Source organism: Lentzea sp. NPDC060358 (assembly GCF_042725365.1).
Lineage (GTDB): Bacteria > Actinomycetota > Actinomycetes > Mycobacteriales > Pseudonocardiaceae > Lentzea.
Genome location: NZ_JBHXCW010000065.1, coordinates 1 through 21,760 on the forward strand (window position 1 = coordinate 1; position 21,760 = coordinate 21,760).

23 protein-coding genes are annotated in these 21,760 nt (G+C 70.3%); 16 read left to right on the plus strand and 7 right to left on the minus strand.

Annotated features, from left to right (window positions below; genetic code table 11):
* Nucleotides 1-5: 5 nt before the first annotated feature.
* Nucleotides 6-1,187 (minus strand): ricin-type beta-trefoil lectin domain protein, encoded by a 1,182-nt coding sequence (locus tag ACFWGZ_RS16360; protein ID WP_382452328.1) that lies wholly within the window; start codon nt 1,185-1,187, stop codon nt 6-8.
* Between the two features lie 133 nt (nt 1,188-1,320).
* A complete protein-coding gene (locus ACFWGZ_RS16365; protein ID WP_382452355.1) occupies nt 1,321-1,677 on the minus strand; it encodes a winged helix-turn-helix transcriptional regulator in 357 nt (118 codons plus the stop codon).
* Nucleotides 1,678-1,780: 103 nt separating this feature from the next.
* Between ACFWGZ_RS16365 and ACFWGZ_RS16370 the strand changes: the two genes are divergently transcribed.
* A complete protein-coding gene (locus tag ACFWGZ_RS16370) occupies nt 1,781-2,683 on the plus strand; it encodes an NADP-dependent oxidoreductase (protein WP_382452329.1) in 903 nt (300 codons plus the stop codon).
* Here ACFWGZ_RS16370 and ACFWGZ_RS16375 read toward each other — a convergent pair.
* On the minus strand, nt 2,680-2,937 hold the full coding sequence (locus ACFWGZ_RS16375; protein WP_330854824.1) for a DUF2631 domain-containing protein: 258 nt from the start codon (nt 2,935-2,937) through the stop codon (nt 2,680-2,682). The genes ACFWGZ_RS16370 and ACFWGZ_RS16375 overlap by 4 nt on opposite strands.
* Before the next feature lie 155 nt (nt 2,938-3,092).
* On the opposite strand from ACFWGZ_RS16375, the gene ACFWGZ_RS16380 reads away from it, so the two are divergent.
* Complete coding sequence (locus ACFWGZ_RS16380) at nt 3,093-4,232, plus strand: ABC transporter ATP-binding protein (RefSeq protein ID WP_382452330.1); 1,140 nt, start codon at nt 3,093-3,095, stop codon at nt 4,230-4,232.
* On the plus strand, nt 4,225-5,358 hold the full coding sequence (locus ACFWGZ_RS16385; RefSeq protein ID WP_382452331.1) for a spermidine/putrescine ABC transporter substrate-binding protein: 1,134 nt from the start codon (nt 4,225-4,227) through the stop codon (nt 5,356-5,358). Before ACFWGZ_RS16380 ends, ACFWGZ_RS16385 begins: the two co-directional genes overlap by 8 nt.
* Here the strand turns inward: ACFWGZ_RS16385 and ACFWGZ_RS16390 are convergent.
* Both ACFWGZ_RS16390 and ACFWGZ_RS16395 read right to left on the minus strand, forming a co-directional pair.
* Nucleotides 5,345-6,460 (minus strand): cytochrome P450, encoded by a 1,116-nt coding sequence (locus ACFWGZ_RS16390; RefSeq protein WP_382452332.1) that lies wholly within the window; start codon nt 6,458-6,460, stop codon nt 5,345-5,347. The genes ACFWGZ_RS16385 and ACFWGZ_RS16390 overlap by 14 nt on opposite strands.
* The gene (locus ACFWGZ_RS16395) at nt 6,435-6,974 is read right to left on the minus strand and encodes a TetR/AcrR family transcriptional regulator (protein ID WP_382452333.1); all 540 of its coding nucleotides are present in this window, start codon (nt 6,972-6,974) and stop codon (nt 6,435-6,437) included. The genes ACFWGZ_RS16390 and ACFWGZ_RS16395 overlap by 26 nt, the downstream gene beginning before the upstream one ends.
* A gap of 44 nt (nt 6,975-7,018) precedes the next feature.
* Between ACFWGZ_RS16395 and ACFWGZ_RS16400 the strand changes: the two genes are divergently transcribed.
* The 4 genes from ACFWGZ_RS16400 (at nt 7,019) to ACFWGZ_RS16415 (ending at nt 11,006) form a co-directional block, all read left to right on the plus strand.
* Nucleotides 7,019-7,858 (plus strand): ABC transporter permease, encoded by an 840-nt coding sequence (locus ACFWGZ_RS16400; RefSeq protein ID WP_382452334.1) that lies wholly within the window; start codon nt 7,019-7,021, stop codon nt 7,856-7,858.
* On the plus strand, nt 7,855-8,661 hold the full coding sequence (locus ACFWGZ_RS16405; RefSeq protein WP_382452335.1) for an ABC transporter permease: 807 nt from the start codon (nt 7,855-7,857) through the stop codon (nt 8,659-8,661). The genes ACFWGZ_RS16400 and ACFWGZ_RS16405 overlap by 4 nt, the downstream gene beginning before the upstream one ends.
* 96 nt (nt 8,662-8,757) lie before the next feature.
* The gene (locus tag ACFWGZ_RS16410) at nt 8,758-10,359 is read left to right on the plus strand and encodes a sensor histidine kinase (protein ID WP_382452356.1); all 1,602 of its coding nucleotides are present in this window, start codon (nt 8,758-8,760) and stop codon (nt 10,357-10,359) included.
* Nucleotides 10,356-11,006, plus strand: a complete 651-nt coding sequence (locus ACFWGZ_RS16415; RefSeq protein WP_382452336.1) for a response regulator — start codon at nt 10,356-10,358, stop codon at nt 11,004-11,006. The genes ACFWGZ_RS16410 and ACFWGZ_RS16415 overlap by 4 nt, the downstream gene beginning before the upstream one ends.
* A 68-nt stretch (nt 11,007-11,074) precedes the next feature.
* Here ACFWGZ_RS16415 and ACFWGZ_RS16420 read toward each other — a convergent pair whose 3' ends face one another.
* Nucleotides 11,075-11,341, minus strand: coding sequence for a GlsB/YeaQ/YmgE family stress response membrane protein (locus ACFWGZ_RS16420; protein ID WP_382411254.1), 267 nt, complete (start codon nt 11,339-11,341; stop codon nt 11,075-11,077).
* Between the two features lie 135 nt (nt 11,342-11,476).
* On the opposite strand from ACFWGZ_RS16420, the gene dxr reads away from it, so the two are divergent.
* The 8 genes from dxr (at nt 11,477) to map (ending at nt 19,513) form a co-directional block, all read left to right on the plus strand.
* Entirely contained in the window at nt 11,477-12,607 is a 1,131-nt protein-coding gene (gene dxr / locus ACFWGZ_RS16425) for a 1-deoxy-D-xylulose-5-phosphate reductoisomerase (protein ID WP_382452337.1), read from the plus strand.
* Between the two features lie 7 nt (nt 12,608-12,614).
* The gene (locus tag ACFWGZ_RS16430; RefSeq protein ID WP_382452338.1) at nt 12,615-13,826 is read left to right on the plus strand and encodes a M50 family metallopeptidase; all 1,212 of its coding nucleotides are present in this window, start codon (nt 12,615-12,617) and stop codon (nt 13,824-13,826) included.
* Between the two features lie 49 nt (nt 13,827-13,875).
* Entirely contained in the window at nt 13,876-15,006 is a 1,131-nt protein-coding gene (ispG, locus tag ACFWGZ_RS16435) for a flavodoxin-dependent (E)-4-hydroxy-3-methylbut-2-enyl-diphosphate synthase (RefSeq protein ID WP_382452357.1), read from the plus strand.
* A 163-nt stretch (nt 15,007-15,169) separates the two neighbouring features.
* On the plus strand, nt 15,170-16,021 hold the full coding sequence (locus ACFWGZ_RS16440) for a GNAT family N-acetyltransferase (protein ID WP_382452339.1): 852 nt from the start codon (nt 15,170-15,172) through the stop codon (nt 16,019-16,021).
* A gap of 18 nt (nt 16,022-16,039) precedes the next feature.
* Complete coding sequence (locus ACFWGZ_RS16445) at nt 16,040-17,830, plus strand: penicillin-binding transpeptidase domain-containing protein (RefSeq protein WP_382452340.1); 1,791 nt, start codon at nt 16,040-16,042, stop codon at nt 17,828-17,830.
* 150 nt (nt 17,831-17,980) lie between these two features.
* A complete protein-coding gene (locus ACFWGZ_RS16450; protein WP_382452341.1) occupies nt 17,981-18,253 on the plus strand; it encodes a type II toxin-antitoxin system Phd/YefM family antitoxin in 273 nt (90 codons plus the stop codon).
* Complete coding sequence (locus ACFWGZ_RS16455) at nt 18,250-18,645, plus strand: type II toxin-antitoxin system VapC family toxin (RefSeq protein ID WP_382452342.1); 396 nt, start codon at nt 18,250-18,252, stop codon at nt 18,643-18,645. The genes ACFWGZ_RS16450 and ACFWGZ_RS16455 overlap by 4 nt, the downstream gene beginning before the upstream one ends.
* A 10-nt stretch (nt 18,646-18,655) precedes the next feature.
* A complete protein-coding gene (gene map, locus ACFWGZ_RS16460) occupies nt 18,656-19,513 on the plus strand; it encodes a type I methionyl aminopeptidase (protein ID WP_382452343.1) in 858 nt (285 codons plus the stop codon).
* On the opposite strand, the gene ACFWGZ_RS16465 is transcribed toward map, so the two are convergent.
* Complete coding sequence (locus ACFWGZ_RS16465; RefSeq protein ID WP_382452344.1) at nt 19,500-20,210, minus strand: alpha/beta fold hydrolase; 711 nt, start codon at nt 20,208-20,210, stop codon at nt 19,500-19,502. The genes map and ACFWGZ_RS16465 overlap by 14 nt on opposite strands.
* Here ACFWGZ_RS16465 and ACFWGZ_RS16470 point away from each other — a divergent pair.
* A complete protein-coding gene (locus ACFWGZ_RS16470; protein ID WP_382452358.1) occupies nt 20,209-21,756 on the plus strand; it encodes a cobyric acid synthase in 1,548 nt (515 codons plus the stop codon). The two genes, ACFWGZ_RS16465 and ACFWGZ_RS16470, sit on opposite strands and share 2 nt — an antisense overlap.
* Nucleotides 21,757-21,760: the final 4 nt, after the last annotated feature.

Genomic DNA, 21,760 nt, shown 5'->3' on the forward strand with positions numbered 1-21,760 from the left:
GTCGCTCAGAGGGTCCAGTTCTGGCTCGCGGCACCGTTGCAGGACCAGATCACGAGCCTCGTGCCGTCGGCGGACGAGCCGCCGGTCGGGTCGAGGCACTTGCCGGACTGCGGGTTGCGCAGCGTGTTGCCGGAGCGCGTCCACACCTGGGCGCCCGTGCCGTTGCAGACCCACAGCTGCACGACGGTGCCGTCGGCCGTGCCCGAGTTGGACACGTCCATGCACTTGCCCAGGGCGCGCAGCGTGTCCCCGTTGCGGGTCCACTGCTGTGCGCCGCTGCTGTTGCAGGTCCAGAGCTGGATCGCGGTGCCGTCGGCGGTGCCGGAGTTGCTGATGTCGACGCACTTGCCGCCGATGCCGACGATCGCGCCGCCGCTGCCGGACGAGGTCAGGAACTGGCTGCGCGCCACGTTCCAGTGCGTCGCGAGGTACGAGCCGGCGGCGGGGCTGGTGTGGAAGTAGTCGTCGCCCTTGCAGTCGATCTGGTTCTCCGGCGCTCCGGGGCACACCTTCACCAGGCCACCGGGCGGGTTCGGGAGGCCGCCGTCGTCGTAGCACATGATGTCCTCGTCGTCCCAGCAGTGGCCGAACTGCGAGGAGTGCGGCGCGGACCGCTGCACCGCGCCCAGCGTGTGCAGCAGCTCGTGGCCGCTCGCCTGCCACGTCCAGCACCCCGTGCCGACCGCGGCGTAGGACGGTCCCGAGTTGTAGCCGTTGTCGGAGCCAGGGCGGTCGTCGCCCGGCGCTCCCCAGGCCACGCCGCAGCCGCCGGAGTCGTGCCAGAACAGGTACTTGCGGTCGGTGCGGTTGTAGCCGCGTGCCGCGAGCTGGTCCGCGACGGCGGAGGGGGAGGACATCGCCGACTGCGGCACGACAACGTTGTCCACCTTCGCGCGGCACGACGAGTCGGTCACGAAGCGCACGTGCCGGACGCCGCCGCCCAGCCGCGAGGCCGCCTCGACGAAGGAGTTGTCGATCTGGTCGGCGAACGTCTGGAACTGGCCCACGAGCTGGGAGTACCGGTCCGCCGACTGGTCGCCGCGCACGTACACGGCCTGGACGCGCTTACCGCTCACGCCGTCGCCGTCGCACACGACGGACTGGATGGAGACGTCGGCCGGCGAGGGCTGCCGGAACTCGTCCGGGAGGTCGTCCACGATCGGGCTGAACAGGGTCAAAGCCGCCAACAACACGCCTAAGGACATGAGAGACCGCCTTCACAGCGAGAGGCAGGGTTAGCGGTCTAGACCATCTCGAACGGTAGCGAACGAGGCACGCACTGTCAGCGGACAGAACCGGACAGGTCTCCCGGCGAGCGCGTCAGTTGACTGGCTCCAGCCCCACGGGCGACGAGGTGTCGAACGTCTCGCGGGCCTCGGCGACGGCCTCGTAGTTCTTCTGCGCCCACAACCGCAGCGCCGCCAGCGGTTCGGTGACGCTGCGGCCCAGTTCGGTCAGCTCGTACTCGACGCGCAACGGCACCGAGGGGTAGACCGTGCGCGTGACGAGTCCGTCGCGTTCCAGAGTGCGCAGCGTCTGGGTGAGCATCTTCTGGCTGATGCCGTCCAGCCGGCGCTTCAGCTCGCCGAACCGCTTGGGTCCGTCCTCGAGGTCGCCGATCGCCAGCGCCGTCCACTTCGAGGCGACCATGTCCAGCAGGTCGCGGCACGGGCACATCTTGAGGTAAACGTCCCTGATCACGACTAGTTTCTACCAGGTACCTAGTGCACAAAACAGTGCCTGATTGCGGAAAGCGACCAGATCTCCCAAGCTTGTGCACATGCGAGCGATCACCCAGAACGAGTTCGGCGGACACGAAGTCCTCACCCTCACCGACGCGCCCAAGCCTGCCCCGATTCCCACGGAGGTGCTGGTCAGGGTGCACGCGGCCGGCATCAACCCGGTCGACTGGAAGACCCGCGCGGGCAGTGGCATGGCCGGGCTGCAGAGCTTCCCGCTCGTCCTCGGCTGGGACGTCTCCGGCGTCGTCGAGGAGGTCGGCTTCGGTGTGACGACGCTCAAGCCCGGCGACGAGGTCTACGGCATGCCGCGCTTCCCGCACGCCGCCGGCGCCTACGCCGAGTACGTCACCGCGCCGTCCCGCCACTTCGCGCGGAAGCCGCAGGGCATCACCCACGTCGAGGCGGCCGCGCTGCCGCTGGCCGCGCTCACCGCGTGGCAGGTGCTCAAGGACACCGCGGACGTGCAGCCGGGGCAGAAGGTGCTGGTCACGGCGGCGGCCGGAGGGGTCGGCCACTTCGCGGTGCAGATCGCGAAGGCGCTCGGCGCGCACGTCGTCGGCACCGCCCGGGAGGCCAAGCACGCGTTCCTGAGGGACCTCGGTGTCGACGAGGTGGTCGACTACACGAAGGGCGAGTACGAGGGGAACGACATCGACGTGTTCGTCGACCTGGTCGGCGGCGCCTCACCGGCGTCCGTGCGTTCCGGCGGGCTGTTCGTCGGCGTGCCGTCCGGAGTGGACAGGCCGGTGCGCGAGGACATCCGGACGAGCCCGATCCTCGTGGAGCCGGACCGCGCGGGGCTCGAGGCCATCACCGCGCTGGTCGAGGGCGGACAGCTCAAGGTGCACGTCGACGCCACGTTCCCGCTGGAGGACGCCGGAAAAGCGCATGCCCTGGGCGAGACGGGTCGCACCCAGGGCAAGATCGTGCTCGAGGTCTAGCGGCGCCAGGACGTCTTGCGACGGGCGGCGTCCCACAGGAGCATCGCGATGATCGCGACACCGGTGGCGACGAGGAAGATGTTCTCGGTCTGACCGTGGTGGTTGCCGATCAGCATCAGGAAGCAGAAGACCGCGGACAGCCAGCCCGCGATGCGGGTGCCCTTGGGCAGCGTGCCGTGCCAGCCCCAGTCGGCCGACGGCTCCTCGTGAGGGTCGACGGCAGGACGCTTGTCCAGTTCCGAGGACGTAGCCACGGTTTCCTCCACTGCTCATCCGGATTACGAGGTCATCGTCGCACATGTGGGCGTGGGCGGATGTGTGAGGTCGCGCGCGCACGACTGACGGGCGGGGCCGTGCCGGTCTAGGCTCGGCGCGGCCCACCCGTCCGACCTCGCGAAGGCTCCTCGACTTGACCGGCTTCTCCCCAGCAGAGGCGTCCGCGCCGGACACGTTCGCCCCCGTCGAGATCGGTCTGCACGGGGTGCGCAAGAGCTTCGCCGACCAGGTGGCGGTCGACGGGGTCTCGCTGAACGTCCACGAGGGCGAGTTCTTCTCGGTGCTCGGCCCGTCCGGCTGCGGCAAGACCACGGTCCTGCGCATGATCGCCGGGTTCGCCGATCCGGACGAGGGCCGCATCGAGCTCGACGGCACCGACATGGTGGGCGTCCCCGCGCACCGGCGGGACGTCAACACCGTCTTCCAGTCGTACGCGCTGTTCCCGCACATGTCGGTGTGGGACAACGTCGCGTACGGCCTCAAGCGCAAGAAGGTCCGCGGCGCCGAGCTGAAGAAGCGCGTCGGCGAGCACCTCGACCTGGTGCGGTTGTCGCAGTTCGCCCGGCGCAGGCCCGCACAGCTCTCCGGTGGCCAGCAGCAACGTGTCGCCATCGCCCGTGCGCTCGCCGCCGGGCCGCGGTTGCTGCTGCTCGACGAACCGCTCGGCGCGCTCGACGCCAAGCTGCGCAAGGAACTGCAGATCGAGCTGATGCGCATCCAGCGCGAGGTCGGCACGACGTTCCTGTACGTCACGCACGACCAGGAGGAAGCGCTGGTCCTCTCGCACCGCATCGCGGTCATGAACGCGGGCAGGATCGAGCAGGTCGGGTATCCCGAGGACGTCTACGAACGGCCCGCGACCCGGTTCGTCGCGGGCTTCATCGGCACGTCCAACATCCTCGACGCCGAGGTGTCCGGTGTGGACGGTGAGTTCGCCGCGCTGGCCGCCCCCGGTGCCGCGAACCTGCGCGCCAAGTTCCAGGGCAGCGTCACGCACGGGCAGAAGGTCTCCGCGACCGTGCGCCCGGAGAAGGTGCACCTGTTCGACGAGACCGCCGAACCGCCGGCGGGCTGGTGCGTGCTGCGAGGTGTGGTCCAGGACGTCGTCTACACGGGCGTCTCCACGCAGTTCGTCGTCGGCACCCCCGGTGGCGTGCTGTCGGCGTTCGTGCAGAACGCGCGGCGCATCGACGACGCGGGCGCGCCCGGTCAGGCCGTGCGGATGGCGTGGGACCCCGAGTTCACCGTGCTGCTGGAGCGGGCGGATGGCTGAGCGGGTCCGGATCGCCCGGCTGTGGGACGTCGACAGCCCGCGGGTGACCCGGCGCACGATGCTGGGGTCGATGGCGTTCTTCGCGCTCGCCGCGTGCGCGGTCGGCCCGGCACCCGCGAACTCCGGCGGCACGAGCGCCGCCAGGGCCGCGAACCTCCTCGACGAGCCGAAGCTCAACTTCTACAACTGGACCGACTACATCGCGCCGGAGACGCTGCCGGGCTTCACCGCGGTCAGCGGCATCGAGGTCACCTACGACAACTTCTCCACCAACGACGAGATGGAAGCCAAGATCGCGTCCGGGCAGGCCGGCTACGACCTGGTGGTGCCCAGCGACAACTTCCTGCGCCGGTTCCTGCGGTCGGGCCTGCTGCAACCGCTCGACCACGACGCGATCCCGAACCTGCGCAACCTGGAGCAGCGGTTCGCCGAGGCCGAGTACGACCCCGGCAACCGGTACTCCGTGCCGTGGGCGTGGGGCACGACCGGGCTCGCGTACTCGAAGTCGCAGATCGGCGGCGAGGTCACCGGCTTCGACGCCTTCGACCTGCCGAACGCGCGGGGCCGCAGCTCGATCCTCGACGAGGCCCGCGACGGCATGGCGGTCGGGCTGCTCGGGCTCGGCCACGACCCGAACACCACCGACGCGCGGCAGATCGACGACGCGGCGAACTTCCTGCTGTCGTTGAAGAAGAAGCTCGGCCAGATCAACTCCGACGTGATCGAACCGCTCACGTCCGGGCAGGTGCGGCTCGCGCAGTCGTACTCCGGCGACGCCTTCCAGGCGCGCGCCACCAACGACGACATCGGCTACGCGATCCCCGCCGAGGGCGGACTGTCCTACGTGGACCTGCTCGTCATCCCGAAGGACGCGCCGCACGCCGCGAACGCGCACCGGTTCATGGACTTCGTCCTCGGCGCGGAGACGGGTGCGGCGCTGTCCAACGCCGTCCGGTACGGCAGCCCCAACGCCGCCGCGAAACCGTTGATCGACAAGGAGCTGCTGGACGACCCGGTGGTCTACCCGCCGGCCGAGCAGCTGGCGAAGCTCCCGTTCACCAAGGACCTCGGCGAAGTCGCGGAAGCGCTCTACGCCGACGCCTGGACGAAGGTCAAGACCGGCTGACCGGGAAACTCCTCATCCCCCGGATCACCACCGAGTCGCGGAACGCCGCGGGACCGGCCTGCCTCAGCCGCGGCAGATGGCGGGCCAGCGCGCGCAACGCCACGTCGCCCTCCATGCGTGCGAGCGTCGCGCCCAGGCAGTAGTGGATGCCGCTGGAGAACGCGAGGTGCTCCGGCTTGTGCACCCGCATGACGTCGAACCGGTGCGGTTCCGGGTAGACCTGCGGGTCGCGGTTCGCCGCGCCGATCAGCACGGTCACCCACTCGTCCGCGCCGATCTCGTCGACCCGCTCGTGCGCGATCCGGCTGGTCAGCTGCACCGGCGAGGCCCACCGCAGCGTCTCCTCGACCACCGCGGGCGCGAGGCCGGGGTTCGCCTGGAAGAGCGTCCACTGCGCGGGGTGGTCGAGCAGGGCGCGGACGCCGTTGCCGATGAGGTTGACCGTGGTCTCGAAGCCCGCGACCAGCAGCAGCACCAGCGTGCCGAGCATCTCCCGGGGGGTGAGCCGGCGCTCCGCCTCGGCCGCGACCAGCGAGCTGATCACGTCGTCGCCGGGCGTCTTGCGGCGCTGCGAGATGAGCCGGTCGAACAGCGCGAGCACCTTGTCGTTGGCCTGAGCCATCTCCGGCGTGACGCCCGAGTCGAACGACGCGGCGACCAGCGCGCCGTAGTCGGCGAACTCCGCCGTGTCCTCGTCGGGGATGCCCAGCAGGTCGCTGATCACCGAGATCGGCAGCGGTGCCGCGAAGTCGGCGATCAGGTCGAACTCGTCCCTGCCCGCGAGCAGCGCGTCGGCGACCTTCTCGACGCGCGCCCGGTACTCGTCGATCTTCTTCGGGCTGAACGCGGGCGTGGCGAGCCGGCGCAGCCGGGTGTGGTCGGGCGGATCCTGCTCCAGGAACGACTCGGGCAGCAGGCTGCCGCCGGACGCGTGGGCGCCGTCGGCGGGGTGGACGCCGAACCGCCGGTCGCGCAGGATCCTGTTGGCGAGCGGGTGGCTCGTCGTGACCCAGATGCCCCCGTCGCGCGTGAGCGGGCCGTGCGCGCGCAGCCGTTCGTAGATCGGGTGCGGGTCTTCATGACCGGTCAGCTGTTCCAGCATCGCTCACCCCTCGGTAGAACGTGGTCAGCACGAGCCGGGGAGCGTCGAGGGGCGCGAGCCGCCCGGCGGCGATGCCCTCCCAGGCGCTGTAGACGCCGGCGTAGAGGATCTGCGTGATCCACCACGCGGGCAGGTCGGCACGCAGCCGTGTGCCCTGCAACCGGGAGATCAGGTCGATCACCGGCTGGTCCATGGTGTTGAGCCGCGTGCTCAGGCGCTCGTCGTCCTGCAGGTTCGGGAACCGCAGCAGGAACTCCACGCGCGGTCCCAACGGCACGAGCTTCGCGATGAGCTGGTCGACCGCGTCGTCGGAGGTGAGGTCGACGGTGGAGATGGCCTCGTCGACGAGGTCGAGCGCCTCGCTCGCGACCGCGCGGACCAGGTCGGCCCTGGTCGGGTAGCGCTTGTGGAGTGTGGTCCTGCCGACACCGGCGGCGCGCGCGACGTCGCCCAGCGAGGCCGTCGGGTCCTTGAGCAGGACCGACGTCGCCGTCTTCAGCAGGTGAACACTCATGTTCACAACGGTACAGCAATGTTCACGTGGCAGGATGACCTCTCGTGCTCCGACGCTGGCTGAAGGCCCACGGCCTCCTCGCCCCTGCCGGGATCTGGCTCGGGTTCTTCCTGATCGCGCCGCTCGCCGTGGTCGTCGAGTTCAGCTTCGCGACGCGGAACACGGGCGTGGCGCGGGCGGTGCTGCCGTGGACGGCGCAGGCGTACCTGACGGCGCTCGACCCGGCGTTCCTGCCGATCTTCGGGCGGACCCTGGCCTACGCGGCGGCCACGACGGCCGCGTGCCTGCTGCTCGGGTTCCCGCTGGCGTGGTTCATCGCCCGCCACGGCGGCCGGTACCGCACGGCGCTGCTCGCGGCGGTGCTGATCCCGTTCTGGTCGAGCTACCTCGCGCGGATCTACGCGTGGAAGGCGCTGCTCGACGGCGAGGGCCTGGTCAACACGGTGCTCGGCTGGGTCGGACTCGGGCGCGACGGAGGGTTCCTGCTCACGCACGGCGCGGTGGTGCTCGGCCTGACGTACGGGTTCCTGCCGTTCATGGTGCTGCCGCTGTACGTGGCGTGCGAGCGGTTCGACTTCCGGCTGGTGGAGGCGTCGCACGACCTGGGGCACGGGCGCGTGTCGACGTTCTTCCGCATCGTGCTGCCGGGCGTGACGACCGGCGTCATGGCCGGGTCGCTGCTCGTGCTGGTGCCCGCGGCGGGCGACTTCGTGACGCCGAAGCTGCTCGGCGGGGTCGGGCAGTCGACGTTCGGGTCGGTGATCGACGACCAGTTCCGCGGCGGCAACAACTGGCCGCTGGGCTCGGCGATGGCCGTGCTGCTGCTCGTGCTGGTGGTCCTGGTGCTCGCGCTGCGCGGGCGGCGCGGGGAGGACGTGCTGTGAACCGCCGTCCGTGGGCGCTCGGCGCCGTCGTGGTGCTGGTGTTCCTGTTCCTGTACGCGCCGATCGCGTGGCTGGCCGTCGCGTCGTTCAACTCGTCGCGGTCGTTGTCGCGGATCAGCGGGTTCTCGCTGCAGTGGTACGCGGAGCTCGCGGACGACTCGCGGGTCTTCGCCTCGCTGCGGCTGACGCTCGAGCTCGCGCTGGCGTCGGCGGCGATCTCCACGGTAGTCGGGACGCTCGCGGCGTTCGGGCTGCGGCGCGCGTTCCCCGGCCGCGGCCTGTGGACGGTGCTGCTGTCGCTGCCGCTGGTGGTGCCCGAGGTCGTGATGGGCGTGGCGATGCTGGGGTTCTTCGTGAAGCTCGCCGGGATGCCCCTCGGGTTCGGGGCCCTGCTGTTCGCGCACGTGGCGTTCTCGCTGAGCTTCGTGGTCGTCGTCGTGCGGTCGCGGGTGTCCGGGATGGACGTGCGGCTGGAGGAGGCCGCCGCGGACCTCGGCGCGTCGCCGTTCGTCGCCTTCCGCACGGTCACCCTGCCGCTGGTGGCGCCCGCGGTGGCGGCGGGCGCGGCGTTCGCGTTCCTGCTGTCGTTCGACGACGTGGTGATCTCGTCGTACCTGACGGGCGTCGGGTCGACGACGCTGCCGGTGTTCGTCTACGCGCAGGCGTCGAAGCGCGGCATCTCGCCGGAGATCGTCGCGCTGTCGACGCTGATGGTGGCGGCGACGGCGGTGGTGCTGGTCATCGGCGTGGTGGTCGTGTCGTGGCGGGCGCGCCGGGCGGGACGGCCGCCCGCACTGGTCTAGCAGCCCGGACGCGGTGCCCGTCAACTTTCGTCGCTGCGGATTCCATACTCCAGCGTGCCGCGCGGACATGGGACGTCTCGTTAGCTTGAGAGCGTGATGACTGCTGTGCGGGCCAGGGGCGGGGCCTTCCTCGCCGGCACCCTGGCGCGGTTCCGGACGCTGACGCCCGTGCGGCTGGTCGGCGACCTGCTCGTCCTCGTGGCCGCGATCCTGCTGGACCTGTGGCCGGGGCCCTGGGCGGAGGAGACCGGGACGGGCTGGACGCTCGTCGGCTTCGTCGCCGCCTACGTGGTGCTGCTGCCGCTGCGGCACGTGCTGCCGGCGACGTCGATGATCGCGGGCGCGGCGATCCCGTTCGCCGGACCGGCGTTCATGGTCGTGCTGAGCTACACCGCCGGGCGGCGCATCGAGTCGTGGGGCAGGGCGGTCGTGTCCACGACGCTGACGTTCGTCGTCGTGGCCCTGATGTGGGACTGGGAAGCGCGGCCGATCGACCTCGACCCCGTCTACGCGATGCTGATCCTGATCACGATCTTCGGCGTGGGCGTGGCGCTGCCGTTCCTCGTCGGCCGCTACCTCGCCCAGCGCGAGGCGCTCGTGCGGGCGATGCGGGACCGCGAGGCGCGCATGCGGGGCGAGCACCGGCTGCTGTCGCGGCAGGTGCGCCTGCGCGAGCGGAGCCGCATCGCCCAGGACATGCACGACAGCCTGGGCCACCGCCTGTCGCTGATCTCCGTGCACGCGGGCGCGCTGGCCATGGACCCGTCGCTGGGGGAGAAGCAGCGCGAGGCGATCGGCGTGCTGCGCGCGGCGGCGTTGACCGGCATGGGGGAACTGCGGTCGATCATCGGGGTGCTGCGCGCGGAGGACGGTCCCGACGACGACCCGGCGACACGGACCGCGGAGTCCATCGACTCGTTGGTGGCCGACGCGCGCAAGGCCGGCGTGCTGGTCAGTCTGGTCCGAGGTGGGCAAGCGCACCCGTTGCCGTCCCGTGTGTCTCACGCCGCCTATCGCGTCGCCCAGGAAGGCCTGACCAACGCGTCGAAGCACGCGCCGGGCGCCGCCGTGCAGGTGACGGTGAAGTACGAGCCGGACGCGCTGGTCGTGGAGGTGCGCAACAACCCGTCGCGCACCGGCTCGGTCGGCGGCTCGCCGGGCGTGGGCCTGATCGGCCTCACCGAACGCGTGCGCCTGGCGGGCGGCATCCTGCACGTGGGGGCGTTGCCGGCGGGAGGTTTCCGGATCGCCGCCGTGCTGCCGTACGAGGAGACCCCGCTGCCGGACGAGCCGGAGGACGAGCAGGACGAGACCGAGTCGCCGCGCGGCATCCGCAAGTGGGCGGGCGTCGGTTCGATCGGGGGCGCGACCCTGGTGCTGGCCGTGATCATCGGCGGCTTCACGTTCCTCGGCGCCCAGCCGGTGACGGAGGTCGTGTCGCAGGAGAACCTGGACCGGATCCAGGTGGGCCAGCCGGAGGCCGACGTGGTGAGGTTGCTGCCGTCCGGCGACGAACCCCTGGTCGCCGACGGCGAACGCAAGTCGCAGGCGTCCCCGGAACCGCCCGGGGCGCGCTGCGTCTACCACATCACCGACGAGCAGTCGTACCTCGCGAAGGGCACCAGGGTGGTGCGTTTCTGCTTCCGGGACGGCAAGCTGGTCGAGAAGAAGATCCACGTGCAGAGGAACGGTCAATGATCCGGGTGCTCATCGCCGACGACGAGCCGCTGATGCGAGCGGGCATCAAGGCAATCCTCGGCACCGCCGACGACATCGAGCTGGTGGCGGAGGCGGGCGACGGCCGAGAGGCAGTGCAGATCGTCCGCGAACGCCGAGTCGACGTGGCGGTGCTCGACATCCGCATGCCGCGGATGGACGGCCTGGCGTGCGCGAAGGAGCTGAAGGTCGTCGCCCCGTCCGTGCGCGTCGTGATGCTGACGACGTTCGGCGAGGACGAGAACATCGTGCAAGCGCTGTCCGACGGTGCCGCGGGCTTCCTGTTGAAGGACTCCGCGCCCGAAGAGCTGCTCCGCGCCGTGCGCGCGGTCAACAACGGCGAGGCCTACCTTTCGCCGATGGTCACGTCACGCGTGGTCGGCATGGTGGCGACGTCGGGCCAGCCGAAGCGGCAGGAGGCGCAGAAGGCCGTCGAGGGGCTGACCGAGCGCGAGGTGGAGGTGCTGGCGCTGCTCGGGCAGGGGATGTCGAACGCCGACGTCGGCGCGAAGCTGCACATGTCGGAGGCGACGGTGAAGACGTACGTGTCGCGGCTGCTCGCGAAGCTGGGGCTGACCAACCGGGTGCAGGCGGCGCTGCTGGCGCGGGACGCGGGCATCGCCACCTAGTCCGGACAACGCAAAGGCCGTTCGGGTGATACCCGAACGGCCTCAAACGTTTGGAGCGGCTGCAGCACCTATGCGTGCGTTCGACGACCCGTGACCAGCCGGTAGATGCCGAGCAGGATCAACGATCCGACGATCGCGAGGAGCCAGGTCCGGATCTCGAAGAACGAACCCAGATCGGTCCCGAAGAGCGCGGATCCGATGAATCCGCCCAGGATCGCGCCCACGATGCCGATCAGCATCGTGATGATGATTCCGCCCGGGTCCTTGCCCGGCATGATCGCCTTGGCGATAGCTCCGGCCAGCAGGCCGAGCACGATCCATCCGAGGATGCCCACCGAGAGTCTCCTTCCATCTGCTTGACGCAGACGGAATGCCCTCGATCTGGTGACTTCACACCTCCAAAACCACTCCGTTATCAAAGTAGCGGGCTGTGCCGGGCTCTCAGGCACTCTCCGGAACAATGAGGGGCGATGAGTACTCCACGCACTGTCCTGATCCTGGGGTCGACCGGTTCCATCGGCACCCAGGCGCTCGACGTCATCCGGCGCAACCGCGACCGCTTCACGGTCGTGGGGCTCGGCGCGGGCGGGCGTCGGCCGGACCTGCTGAAAGAGCAGGCCGCAGAGTTCGACGTCCCCGTCGTGGCGGTGGCCGGCGGCGCCGAGGTACCCGGCGTCAGGACGTTGACCAGCATGGTCGACCTGATCGAGGCGGCGCCCGCGGACGTCGTGCTCAACGGCATGGACGGGTCCAGGGGGCTTGAGCCGTCGCTGAAGGCCCTCGAGACCGGGGCCACGCTCGCGCTCGCCAACAAGGAGTCGCTCATCGCGGGCGGGCCGCTCGTGCTGAAGGCGGCGAAGCCGGACCAGATCGTGCCGGTCGACTCCGAGCACTCGGCGCTCGCGCAGTGCCTGCGCGGCGGCACCGAGAACGAGGTGCACAAGCTGGTGCTCACGGCGTCCGGCGGGCCGTTCCGCGGGAAGACCCGCGCCGACCTCGCGGACATCACCGTCGCGCAGGCGATGGCGCACCCGACGTGGTCGATGGGCCAGGTCGTCACCATCAACTCGGCCAACCTCGTGAACAAGGGCCTCGAGCTCATCGAGGCGCACCTGCTGTTCGGCGTGCCGTACGACCGCATCGACGTCGTCGTGCACCCCCAGTCCATCATTCACTCGATGGTGACCTTCACGGACGGCTCGACGCTGGCCCAGGCCTCGCCCCCGGACATGCGCCTGCCCATCTCGCTGGGGCTCGGGTGGCCGGACCGCGTCGCGGGGGCCGCGCCCGCCTGTACCTTTGACACCGCCACCTCGTGGACGTTCGAACCCGTGGACAGCGTCACGTTCCCCGCGATCGAGCTCGCCCGCCAGGCAGGCCGGGCGGCGGGCTGCCTGCCCGCGATCTACAACGCCGCGAACGAGGAGGCACTCGCCTCCTTCGTGGCGGGCAAGACGTCGTTCCTGTCGATCGTGGACACCATCGGGCAGGTTCTCGGCGAGGCGAGTGAGTGGCAGAACGACCCCGCGGACGTCGCAGAAGTGCTGGCCGCCGAGGACTGGGCACGCGCACGTGCCCGCGAGCTGGTTGGAAGGAACTGAACGTCCCGTGAACACCGTCGTCAACATCCTCGGGGTGCTGCTGTTCGCGTTCGGCATCGCGTTCTCCATCGCGCTGCACGAGTTCGGGCACCTGCTGACCGCGAAGGCCTTCGGCATGAAGGTCACCCGCTACTTCATCGGCTTCGGGCCGAAGCTCTTCTCGTTCCGCAAGGGCGAGACCGAGTACGGCCTGAAGGCGATCCCGGCCGGCGGCTTCTGCGAGATCACCGGCATGACGGCCCTCGAGGACGTGCACCCGGACGACCGCAAGCGCGCCTTCTACAACCAGAAGGTGTGGAAGCGCGTCGTCGTGCTGTCCGCCGGGTCGATCACGCACTTCATCCTCGGCTTCATCATCCTGCTGATCCTCGCGATGTCGCTCGGCCTGCCGAACAACAAGGACGAACCGGTCCTCGCCCAGATCACCGACTGCGTGCAGGACTACACCGTCCCCACCGACGCGCCGTGTCCCGCCAGTGCGCCGTCGCCCGCCAAGAGCGCGGGCCTGCAGCCGGGCGACCGCATCACCTCGATCGCGGGCAAGCCCATCGCCACCTGGTCGGACATGCAGAAGGTCACCCGCGACCTGAGCGGCCCGAACGAGTTCAAGGTGCTGCGCGACGACAAGGAGCTCGCGCTCACCGTCGACGTGCCCAAGGTCAACCGCCAGATCTCCGACGGCAAGGGCGGCATCGAGGTCAAGGAGGTCGGCGCGATCGGTGTGATCGTGCAGCAGTCCTTCACCTACGGCCCGGTCGAGGCGGTCCCGGCGGCCGTCGGCTTCACCGGTCAGATGTTCGTGAACACCTGGCAGGGCCTCATGCGCTTCCCGGAGCGCATCCCGGCCGTGGTCAAGGCCATCGGCGGCGGCGAGCGCGACCTCGACACCCCGATCTCCGTGGTCGGCGCCTCCCGCCTCGGCGGTGACGCGGCGGAGCGGGGCCTCTGGGCGTTCTTCATCCTGATGCTCGCGGGCCTGAACTTCTTCGTGGGTGTGTTCAACCTCCTGCCGCTCCTGCCGCTTGACGGTGGTCACATCGCCGTCAACCTGTACGAACGGGTGCGAGACTGGATTCGGAAGCTGCGCGGCAAGCCCGCCGGCGCCCCGGTCAACTACCTGCGCCTGCTGCCCCTCACCTACGTGGTCATCTTCATCGGCGGCGCCATCACGTTGCTGACCGTGACCGCAGACATCGTCAACCCGATCAGGTTGCAATAGTGATCCACGGAAAGGTGCACAACCCATGAGTGACGGCGTGATGCTCGGAATGCCGGCACTGCCGCCGCCGGTGCTGTCGGACCGCCGCAAGACCAGGCAGCTGATGGTCGGCAACGTCGGTGTCGGCAGCGAGTTCCCCGTCTCCGTCCAGTCGATGACGACGACCCTCACGTCGGACGTCAACGCGACGCTGCAGCAGATCGCGGAACTCACCGCGGCCGGCTGCGACATCGTCCGCGTCGCCTGCCCCTCGCAGGACGACGCGGACGCGCTGCCGGCGATCGCCAGGAAGTCCCAGATCCCGGTGATCGCCGACATCCACTTCCAGCCGAAGTACGTCTTCGCCGCCATCGAGGCGGGCTGCGCCGCGGTCCGGGTCAACCCGGGCAACATCCGCAAGTTCGACGACCAGGTGAAGGAGATCGCGGCCGCCGCGAAGGACCACGGCACCCCGATCCGGATCGGCGTCAACGCCGGTTCGCTCGACCCCCGCCTGCTCCAGAAGTACGGCAAGGCCACCCCGGAGGCCCTGGCCGAGAGCGCGATGTGGGAGGCCTCGCTCTTCGCGGAGCACGACTTCCACGACATCAAGATCTCGGTGAAGCACAACGACCCGGTGGTCATGGTCCGCGCCTACGAACTGCTGGCCGAGCAGTGCGACTACCCGCTGCACCTGGGCGTCACGGAGGCCGGCCCGGCCTTCCAGGGCACCATCAAGTCGGCGGTGGCCTTCGGCGCCCTGCTCCGCCAGGGCATCGGCGACACGATCCGCGTGTCGCTGAGCGCCCCGCCGGTCGAGGAGATCAAGGTCGGCCACCAGATCCTCCAGTCCCTGAACCTGCGCCCCAGGAAGCTGGAGATCGTCTCCTGCCCGTCCTGCGGCCGGGCCCAGGTGGACGTCTACACGCTCGCCGAACAGGTCACGGCCGGTCTGGAGGGCATGGAGGTCCCCCTGCGCGTGGCGGTCATGGGCTGCGTCGTGAACGGCCCCGGCGAGGCCCGCGAGGCCGACCTGGGCGTCGCGTCCGGCAACGGCAAGGGCCAGATCTTCGTGAAGGGCAAGGTCATCAAGACCGTGCCGGAACACCAGATCGTGGAGACGCTGATCGAAGAGGCGATGCGCATCGCCGAGGAGATGGAGCCGGTGGAGGGCGAGAGCCCCGCGGTGACCGTCGGCTGAGAAGCGAGAACACGTGAGGGCGCGCTCCCGAAGGGGGCGCGCCCTCGCCGTTTCCCGAGGCCGTCGGAATGACGCCCGGCACGCTCAAACGCAACCTCCGTCACCCTCTCTCCGCACAGTTGGCTGATGCCACTTCCCGACCGGATCTGGCACGCTAGGTGACGTGCTGAGGCTGGCCGGAGCGCGCGTGCTCGACGAGCGCGACCTGATCGACGTGCGCGGAGTCTTCGACAAGGACCCCGTGGCCGCGTGCATGGTCGCGGCAAGGGTGGAAGTGGCCGGCCTGGACCCGTGGCGCCTGGGCGGCGAGATGTGGGGCAGCGACTCCAAGCCGATCCGGGGCAAGGTCGACGGCCTGTGCTTCTCGGGCCCGAACCTGATCCCGCTCAAGGGCTCGCCGGCCGCCATGCGCATGTTCGCGGACCGGGCCCGCCGCAGGGGCCGCATGTGCTCCAGCCTCGTGGGACCGGCCGAGCAGGTCCTCACCCTCTGGGAGGAGCTCCAGCCTGACTGGGGCCCGGCCAGGGAGGTCAGGGCGGACCAGCCGCTGATGGCCATCGGCTCCAGCCCGAAGATCACGCCGGATCCGCTGGTCAGGCAGGTCAAGCCCAGTGAGCTGGGGCGCTACCTGCCCGCCGCGATCAGCATGTTCATCGAGGAGGTCGGCATCGACCCGTGCGCGGAGGACGGCGGCGCGGGGTACCGGGCCAGGGTCAGCGAGCTGATCGCCGCGGGCAGGGCGTTCGCCCGGTTCGAAAACGGCGAGGTCGTCTTCAAGGCCGAGATCGGCGCGATGTCCAGCAAGGTGGGTCAGATCCAGGGCGTCTGGGTCCGGCCGGACCGCCGGGGCTCGGGCATCGGCACGGCGGGCACCGCGGCGGTCGCGGACCGGCTGACCAGGGTGTTGCACCGCACAGCGAGCCTCTACGTGAACAGCTACAACCACGTCGCGCAGGCTTCCTACCGGAAAATCGGGTTCGAACAAGTCGGGCAATACGCCACGGTCCTCTTCTGAACGGGCATACTCGCGCGGGTGCGCCTACTCGCGATGATCACGGTGGTGCTGGTGACGGTGAGCGGCTGCGGGCTGTTCGCGTCGGAACCGGGGGCTCCGGAGATCACCAACGACTTCCTGGCGAAGCTCGCGTCCGGTGACGTGCAGGGTGCCGCCGGGATGACCGACAACCCGAACGACGCCAAGGAGACCCTGGAGAAGTTCCGGGGAGCGCTCAAGCCCGAGAGTCTCACCAGCAAGGTCGACCAGATCCGCAAGAACGGGGAGACGGCGTCCGAGGCGAGCGTCACGCTCGACTGGGACCTCGGCAAGAACCGGCACTGGACGTACCCGACGAAGTTCGACGTGCGCCAGGAGGGCGACACGTGGAAGGTGCACTGGCAGACGTCGGTGGCGCACCCCAAGCTCGCGCCGCAGCAGTCCGTCCAGCTCACCGAGCTCAAGCCCGACCCCGCACCGGTGCTCGACCGCGACGGCACGCCGTTGCTCGCGCCGGAACGGGTCGTGTCGGTGCTGCTCGTGGCGAAGGAGGCCGGTGACGTCGGCGCCGTCACGAAGGCGCTCGCCGACGCGCTGAACCCGCTCGACAAGGCCATCAGCCAGCAGACCATCACCGACGGCGTCGCCAAGACGCCGGAGGGCCAGGCCTACCAGGTGGCGGCGCTGCGCGACCCCGACTACCAGGCGGTCAAGCCGAAGATCTACGAGCTGCCGGGGGTGCGGTTCAGCTCGCAGACCTCGCTGCTCGCGCCGAGCCGGAACTTCGGCTCGCAGGTGCTGCCGGCCGTGCGCAAGCTGGTCGAGAACGAGGTCGCGGGCGGCGCGGGCTTCCGCATCACCACGGTCGACGCGCAGGGCGCCGAGATCGAGGAGCTGCACTCGAAGGCGCCCGAGCCCGCCAAGGCCGTGAACACCGCGCTGTCGCGGGCCGTCCAGACCGCCGCCGAGGACGCCGTCGAGCCCGTGCAGCAGCCGACGATCCTGGTGGCGATCCAGCCTTCGACCGGCGACATCCTCGCCGTCGCGCAGAACGACCCCGCCGACGCCCAGGGCGCGCTGGCGCTGACCGGCCGCTTCCCGCCCGGTTCGACGATGAAGGCCGTCAGCGCGCTCGCCGCCATCCAGTCGGGCAAGGCCACCGCCGACACCCCGCTGCCGTGCCCCGGCAAGACGACGATCGACGGCCGGCGGATCGTGCCGAACTCGAGCGAGTTCGAGAAGGGCACCATCCCGCTGCGGTCGGCGTTCGCGTTCTCCTGCAACACCACGTTCGCCCAGCTCGCCGTCGACATGCCGGCCGACCTGCTGACGAACTCCGCGCTGTCGCTGGGCCTCGGCGTCGACTTCGACATCGCGGGCCTGACGACGATCACCGGGTCCGTGCCGCCCGCGACCGACGTCGTGGAACGGGCCGAGGACGCGTTCGGCCAGGGCAAGGTGCTCGCGTCGCCGTTCGGCATGGCGCTGGTGGGGGCGTCGATCGCCAAGGGCTCGATGCCGGTGCCGCAGCTGGTGCGCGGCCGGGAGACCAAGGTGGACAAGCAGCCCGCCGCACCGCCCGCGGCCGCGCTCGACCCGGTGCGCCAGATGATGCGCGAGGTCGTCGACTACGGCACTGCACCACAGCTCAAGCCGTACGGAGACGTGCGCGGCAAGACTGGTACCGCACAGTTCGGTGACGGCGTGCACTCACACGGGTGGTTCATGGGCTACCGCGGCGACATCGCCTTCGCGACGCTCGTCCTCAGCGGGGAGACTTCGACGCCGGCCGTGGAGGTGGCGGCGAGGTTCCTCAAGGCGGTGCCGTGATGGGTGAGAACAGGGATCTGGCGTTGCTGCGCGAGCGGCTGGTGCGGGCGGGAGTGCTGCTGCCCGCGCCGCAGGTGCCGCAGCCCCGGGAGGCTCCGGGCGAGCCGCGGGGAGCCTGAGGCCGAGGCTTCATGTGCTATCATGTAGCACATGAAGACTGTCGGTGTGCGCGAACTGAGGCAGAACGCCAGCGTGTACCTGCGTCGCGTGGCCGCGGGCGAGTCGATCACGGTGACCGACCGTGGAGTGCCGGTCGCCTTGCTGGTTCCGCCGCCGCGGGACGTGATGCTGCGGGAGAAGTTGATCCGCAGCGGGGAGCTCATCCCCGCTGAAGGAGACCGGGGCATCCTGACCTCGCCGCCGATCGAGTCGGAAGTGGACGTCTCGGCAGAGCTGCAGTGGCAGCGAGAGGACAGGTTTTGATCTACCTCGACTCGTCCGCGCTGGTGAAACTGGTGCGGTCGGAGGCCGAGAGCGCTGCTCTCGGCCGTTGGCTGGGGCTGAACCCCGATCCCGTCGTCAGCAGTGCCCTGGCTCGGACCGAAGTGGTGCGCGCCGTGATGAACGGCGGAGAGCCGCTGCGCGACCGAGCGCGTTCGGTCCTGTCCGCGATCGACGTGGTGCCGATCACGAACGACCTGCTGGACGAGGCCGCCACGCTGACGAACGTGCTGCGCACTCTCGACGCGATCCACCTTGCGACAGCGTGCCTCCTGCGTGCGGATCTGCACGCGTTCGTCGCCTACGACAAACGCCTGCTCGCCGCTGCCGACGAGGTGGGGCTCGTGGCCGTGGCCCCCGGAGCCGACGGCTAATCTGGGGAGCATGGCTGTTCGTGCTGTGCTGCAACCCGGTGTGCAATCCCCGCGTCGTCAGGTGCCGTCGCGCATCGTGCGTCCCGAGTACGTGGACAGGCCCGCGCCGCAGAAGAGCACCGACCCGTGGGTGCAGCCGCCCGAGATCATCGAGGCCATGCGCGTCGCGGGCCGGCTCGCCGCCCAGGCGCTGCAGGAGGCCGGCAAGGTCGTCGTGCCGGGCGTGACGACGGACGAGATCGACGCGGTGGCGCACGAGTTCCTGTGCGACAACGGCGCGTACCCGTCGACGCTGGGCTACCGGGGCTTCCCGAAGTCGTGCTGCACCTCGCTCAACGAGGTCATCTGCCACGGCATCCCGGACTCCACGGTCGTCGAGGACGGCGACATCGTGAACATCGACGTGACGGCGTTCATCGGCGGTGTGCACGGCGACACGAACGCCACGTTCCTCGCGGGCAACGTCTCCGAGGAGAACAAGCTCCTCGTCGAGCGCACGCACGAGGCGACCATGCGCGCCATCAAGGCCGTGAAGCCCGGCCGTGAGCTCAACGTCGTCGGGCGCGTCATCGAGGCGTACGCGAAGCGGTTCGGTTACGGCGTGGTCCGCGACTTCACCGGCCACGGCATCGGGCGGACGTTCCACAGCGGACTCGTGGTCCTGCACTACGACGAGCCGTCGGTGAAGACCGTGCTCGAGCCCGGCATGACGTTCACGATCGAGCCGATGATCACGCTCGGCGACTTCGAGGGCGAGATGTGGGACGACGGCTGGACCGTCACCACCCGGGACAAGAGCTGGACCGCCCAGTTCGAGCACACGATCGTCGTGACCGAGACCGGTTCGGAGATCCTCACAGTCTGCTGACCACCGACCGCAGTGCGGCCGCGACGGCCGAGGGTGACGTCGCGGCTGCCAGGTGGTGCGACTCGACGCGCTCGACCGGCCAGCCGAGCTCCTCGGCCCGCGCCGCCGCGTCGTCGTAGGCGGGGGAGAGCAGCACGTAGCCGCAGGGGCCGGACCACTCGACGGTCGGGCGCTGCTCCTTCAGGAACTCCCACGGCACCTCGGGTGCTTCGTCGCGCATCTCCTCGCGCAGCCCGGCGGGCACGAGCTTCAGCGGGTCCTCGGGGAACCAGCGGTCCCAGCGCGGCAGCTTGCCGTCGCGCACCGACGCCTTGACCTGGCGCACCAGGGCCGGGTCGACGGTCTCGCGCCACGACCGGCCGGGGGTGGGCAGGTCGGAGTCGAGGAACACCAGGCCCGCGACGGGCAGTTCCAGCGCGTCGGCGAAGCACGGCAGCAGCGGGCCGGCGCCGCTGTGGCCCACCAGGACCAGGTCGTCCGCCACCCCCGCGTCGTCCAGCGCGTCCGCGAAGGCACCGATCAGGCGCTGGTGGACGGGGGCGGTGTTGATCGTCATCTGCAGGTCGACGAGCAGGACGGCCACCCCGCCGGAGGCCAGTTCGTCGGCGAGCGGGCGCATGCTCGACGGGCCGAGGAACGGGCTGTGCATCAGCACGACGGTGACCATGCCCGTGATGATGGCAGCATTGGCGTCCATGCGGGGTGCGATGTTGATCTGCGGGACGACCTCGGACGCGGGCAAGAGCGTCCTCGTGGCGGGGTTGTGCCGCTTCCTGGCACGCCAGGGCGTCGACGTCGTGCCGTTCAAGGCGCAGAACATGTCGAACAACTCGTTCGTCACACTCGACGGCGGCGAGATCGGGCGGGCGCAGGCGGTGCAGGCGCGGGCCGCGTTCCAGGAGCCGAGCGTGCGGTTCAACCCCGTGCTGCTCAAGCCGGGCAGCGACCGCACGTCCCAGGTCGTCGTGCTGGGGCAGGCGGTCGGCGAGGTCTCCGCGCTGAGCTACCGCGAACGCAAGCAGCACCTGCTCGAGACCGTGCTGTCCACATTGGACGGGTTGCGGCGCGACCACGAGGTCGTCGTCTGCGAGGGCGCGGGCTCGCCGGCCGAGATCAACCTGCGCGCCAACGACATCGCGAACATGGGCCTCGCGACGCGGGCGGACCTGCCGGTGCTCGTGGTCGGCGACATCGACCGCGGCGGTGTGTTCGCGCACCTCTTCGGCACGGTCGCGGTGCTCGACGCGGCCGACCAGGCGCTGGTCGCGGGGTTCGTCGTGAACAAGTTCCGCGGCGACGAGCGCCTGCTCGAACCGGGGCTCCGCCAGATCGAGCAGCTCACCGGGCGCCCGGTGCTCGGCGTGCTGCCGTGGCGGGAGGAGCTGTGGCTCGACGCCGAGGACTCGTTGTCCTACACCGCGGACGGCGTCATCGGCCGTCCGCAGCCGCCCGTGCGGGACTGGCTGCGGGTCGCCGTGGTCCGGTTGCCGCGCATCTCCAACGCCACCGACGTCGAGGCGCTGGCCTGCGAACCCGGTGTCTCCGTGCGGTTCGTGACCGAGCCGTCCCGGCTGGCGGACGCCGACCTCGTGGTGCTGCCCGGGTCCAAGGCCACCGTCTCCGACCTCGCCTGGTTGCGCGACACCGGCCTGGCCCGGGCGGTCCAGCGGTTCGACGGCCCGGTCCTGGGGATCTGCGGCGGCTTCCAGATGCTGGCGAGGACGATCGAGGACGACGTGGAGTCCGGCAGCGGCACGGTCGACGGGCTCGGCCTGCTCGACGTCGACATCCGCTTCCAGCCGCGCAAGACCCTGGCGGCACCGTCGGGAACGGCGTGGGGCGAGCCCGTGAGCGGGTACGAGATCCACCACGGCCAGGTCGTCCGCAGCGCCGAGAAGCCGTTGATCGGCGACGAGGGCGCGGAGACCGACCGCGTCCTCGGCACGCACTGGCACGGCCTGCTGGAGAACGACGCGTTCCGGCGCAGGTTCCTGCGCTGGGCGGCCGACCGCGCCGGCCGCGACTTCGTGCCGGGCGAGGTGAGCTTCCAGGCCGTCCGCGAGGCCCAGTTGGACCTGCTGGGCGACCTGGTCGCCGACCACCTCGACACCGAGGCCGTCATCGGCCTGCTGGAACGAGGGGCTCCGGCCGGACTTCCGTTCGTGCCGCCCGGCGCCCCGCGAACTGCGGGACAGCGAGGCCCAGCAGCACGACGCCCCCGGCCGCCGCGCGCAACGGCGTGAGGTC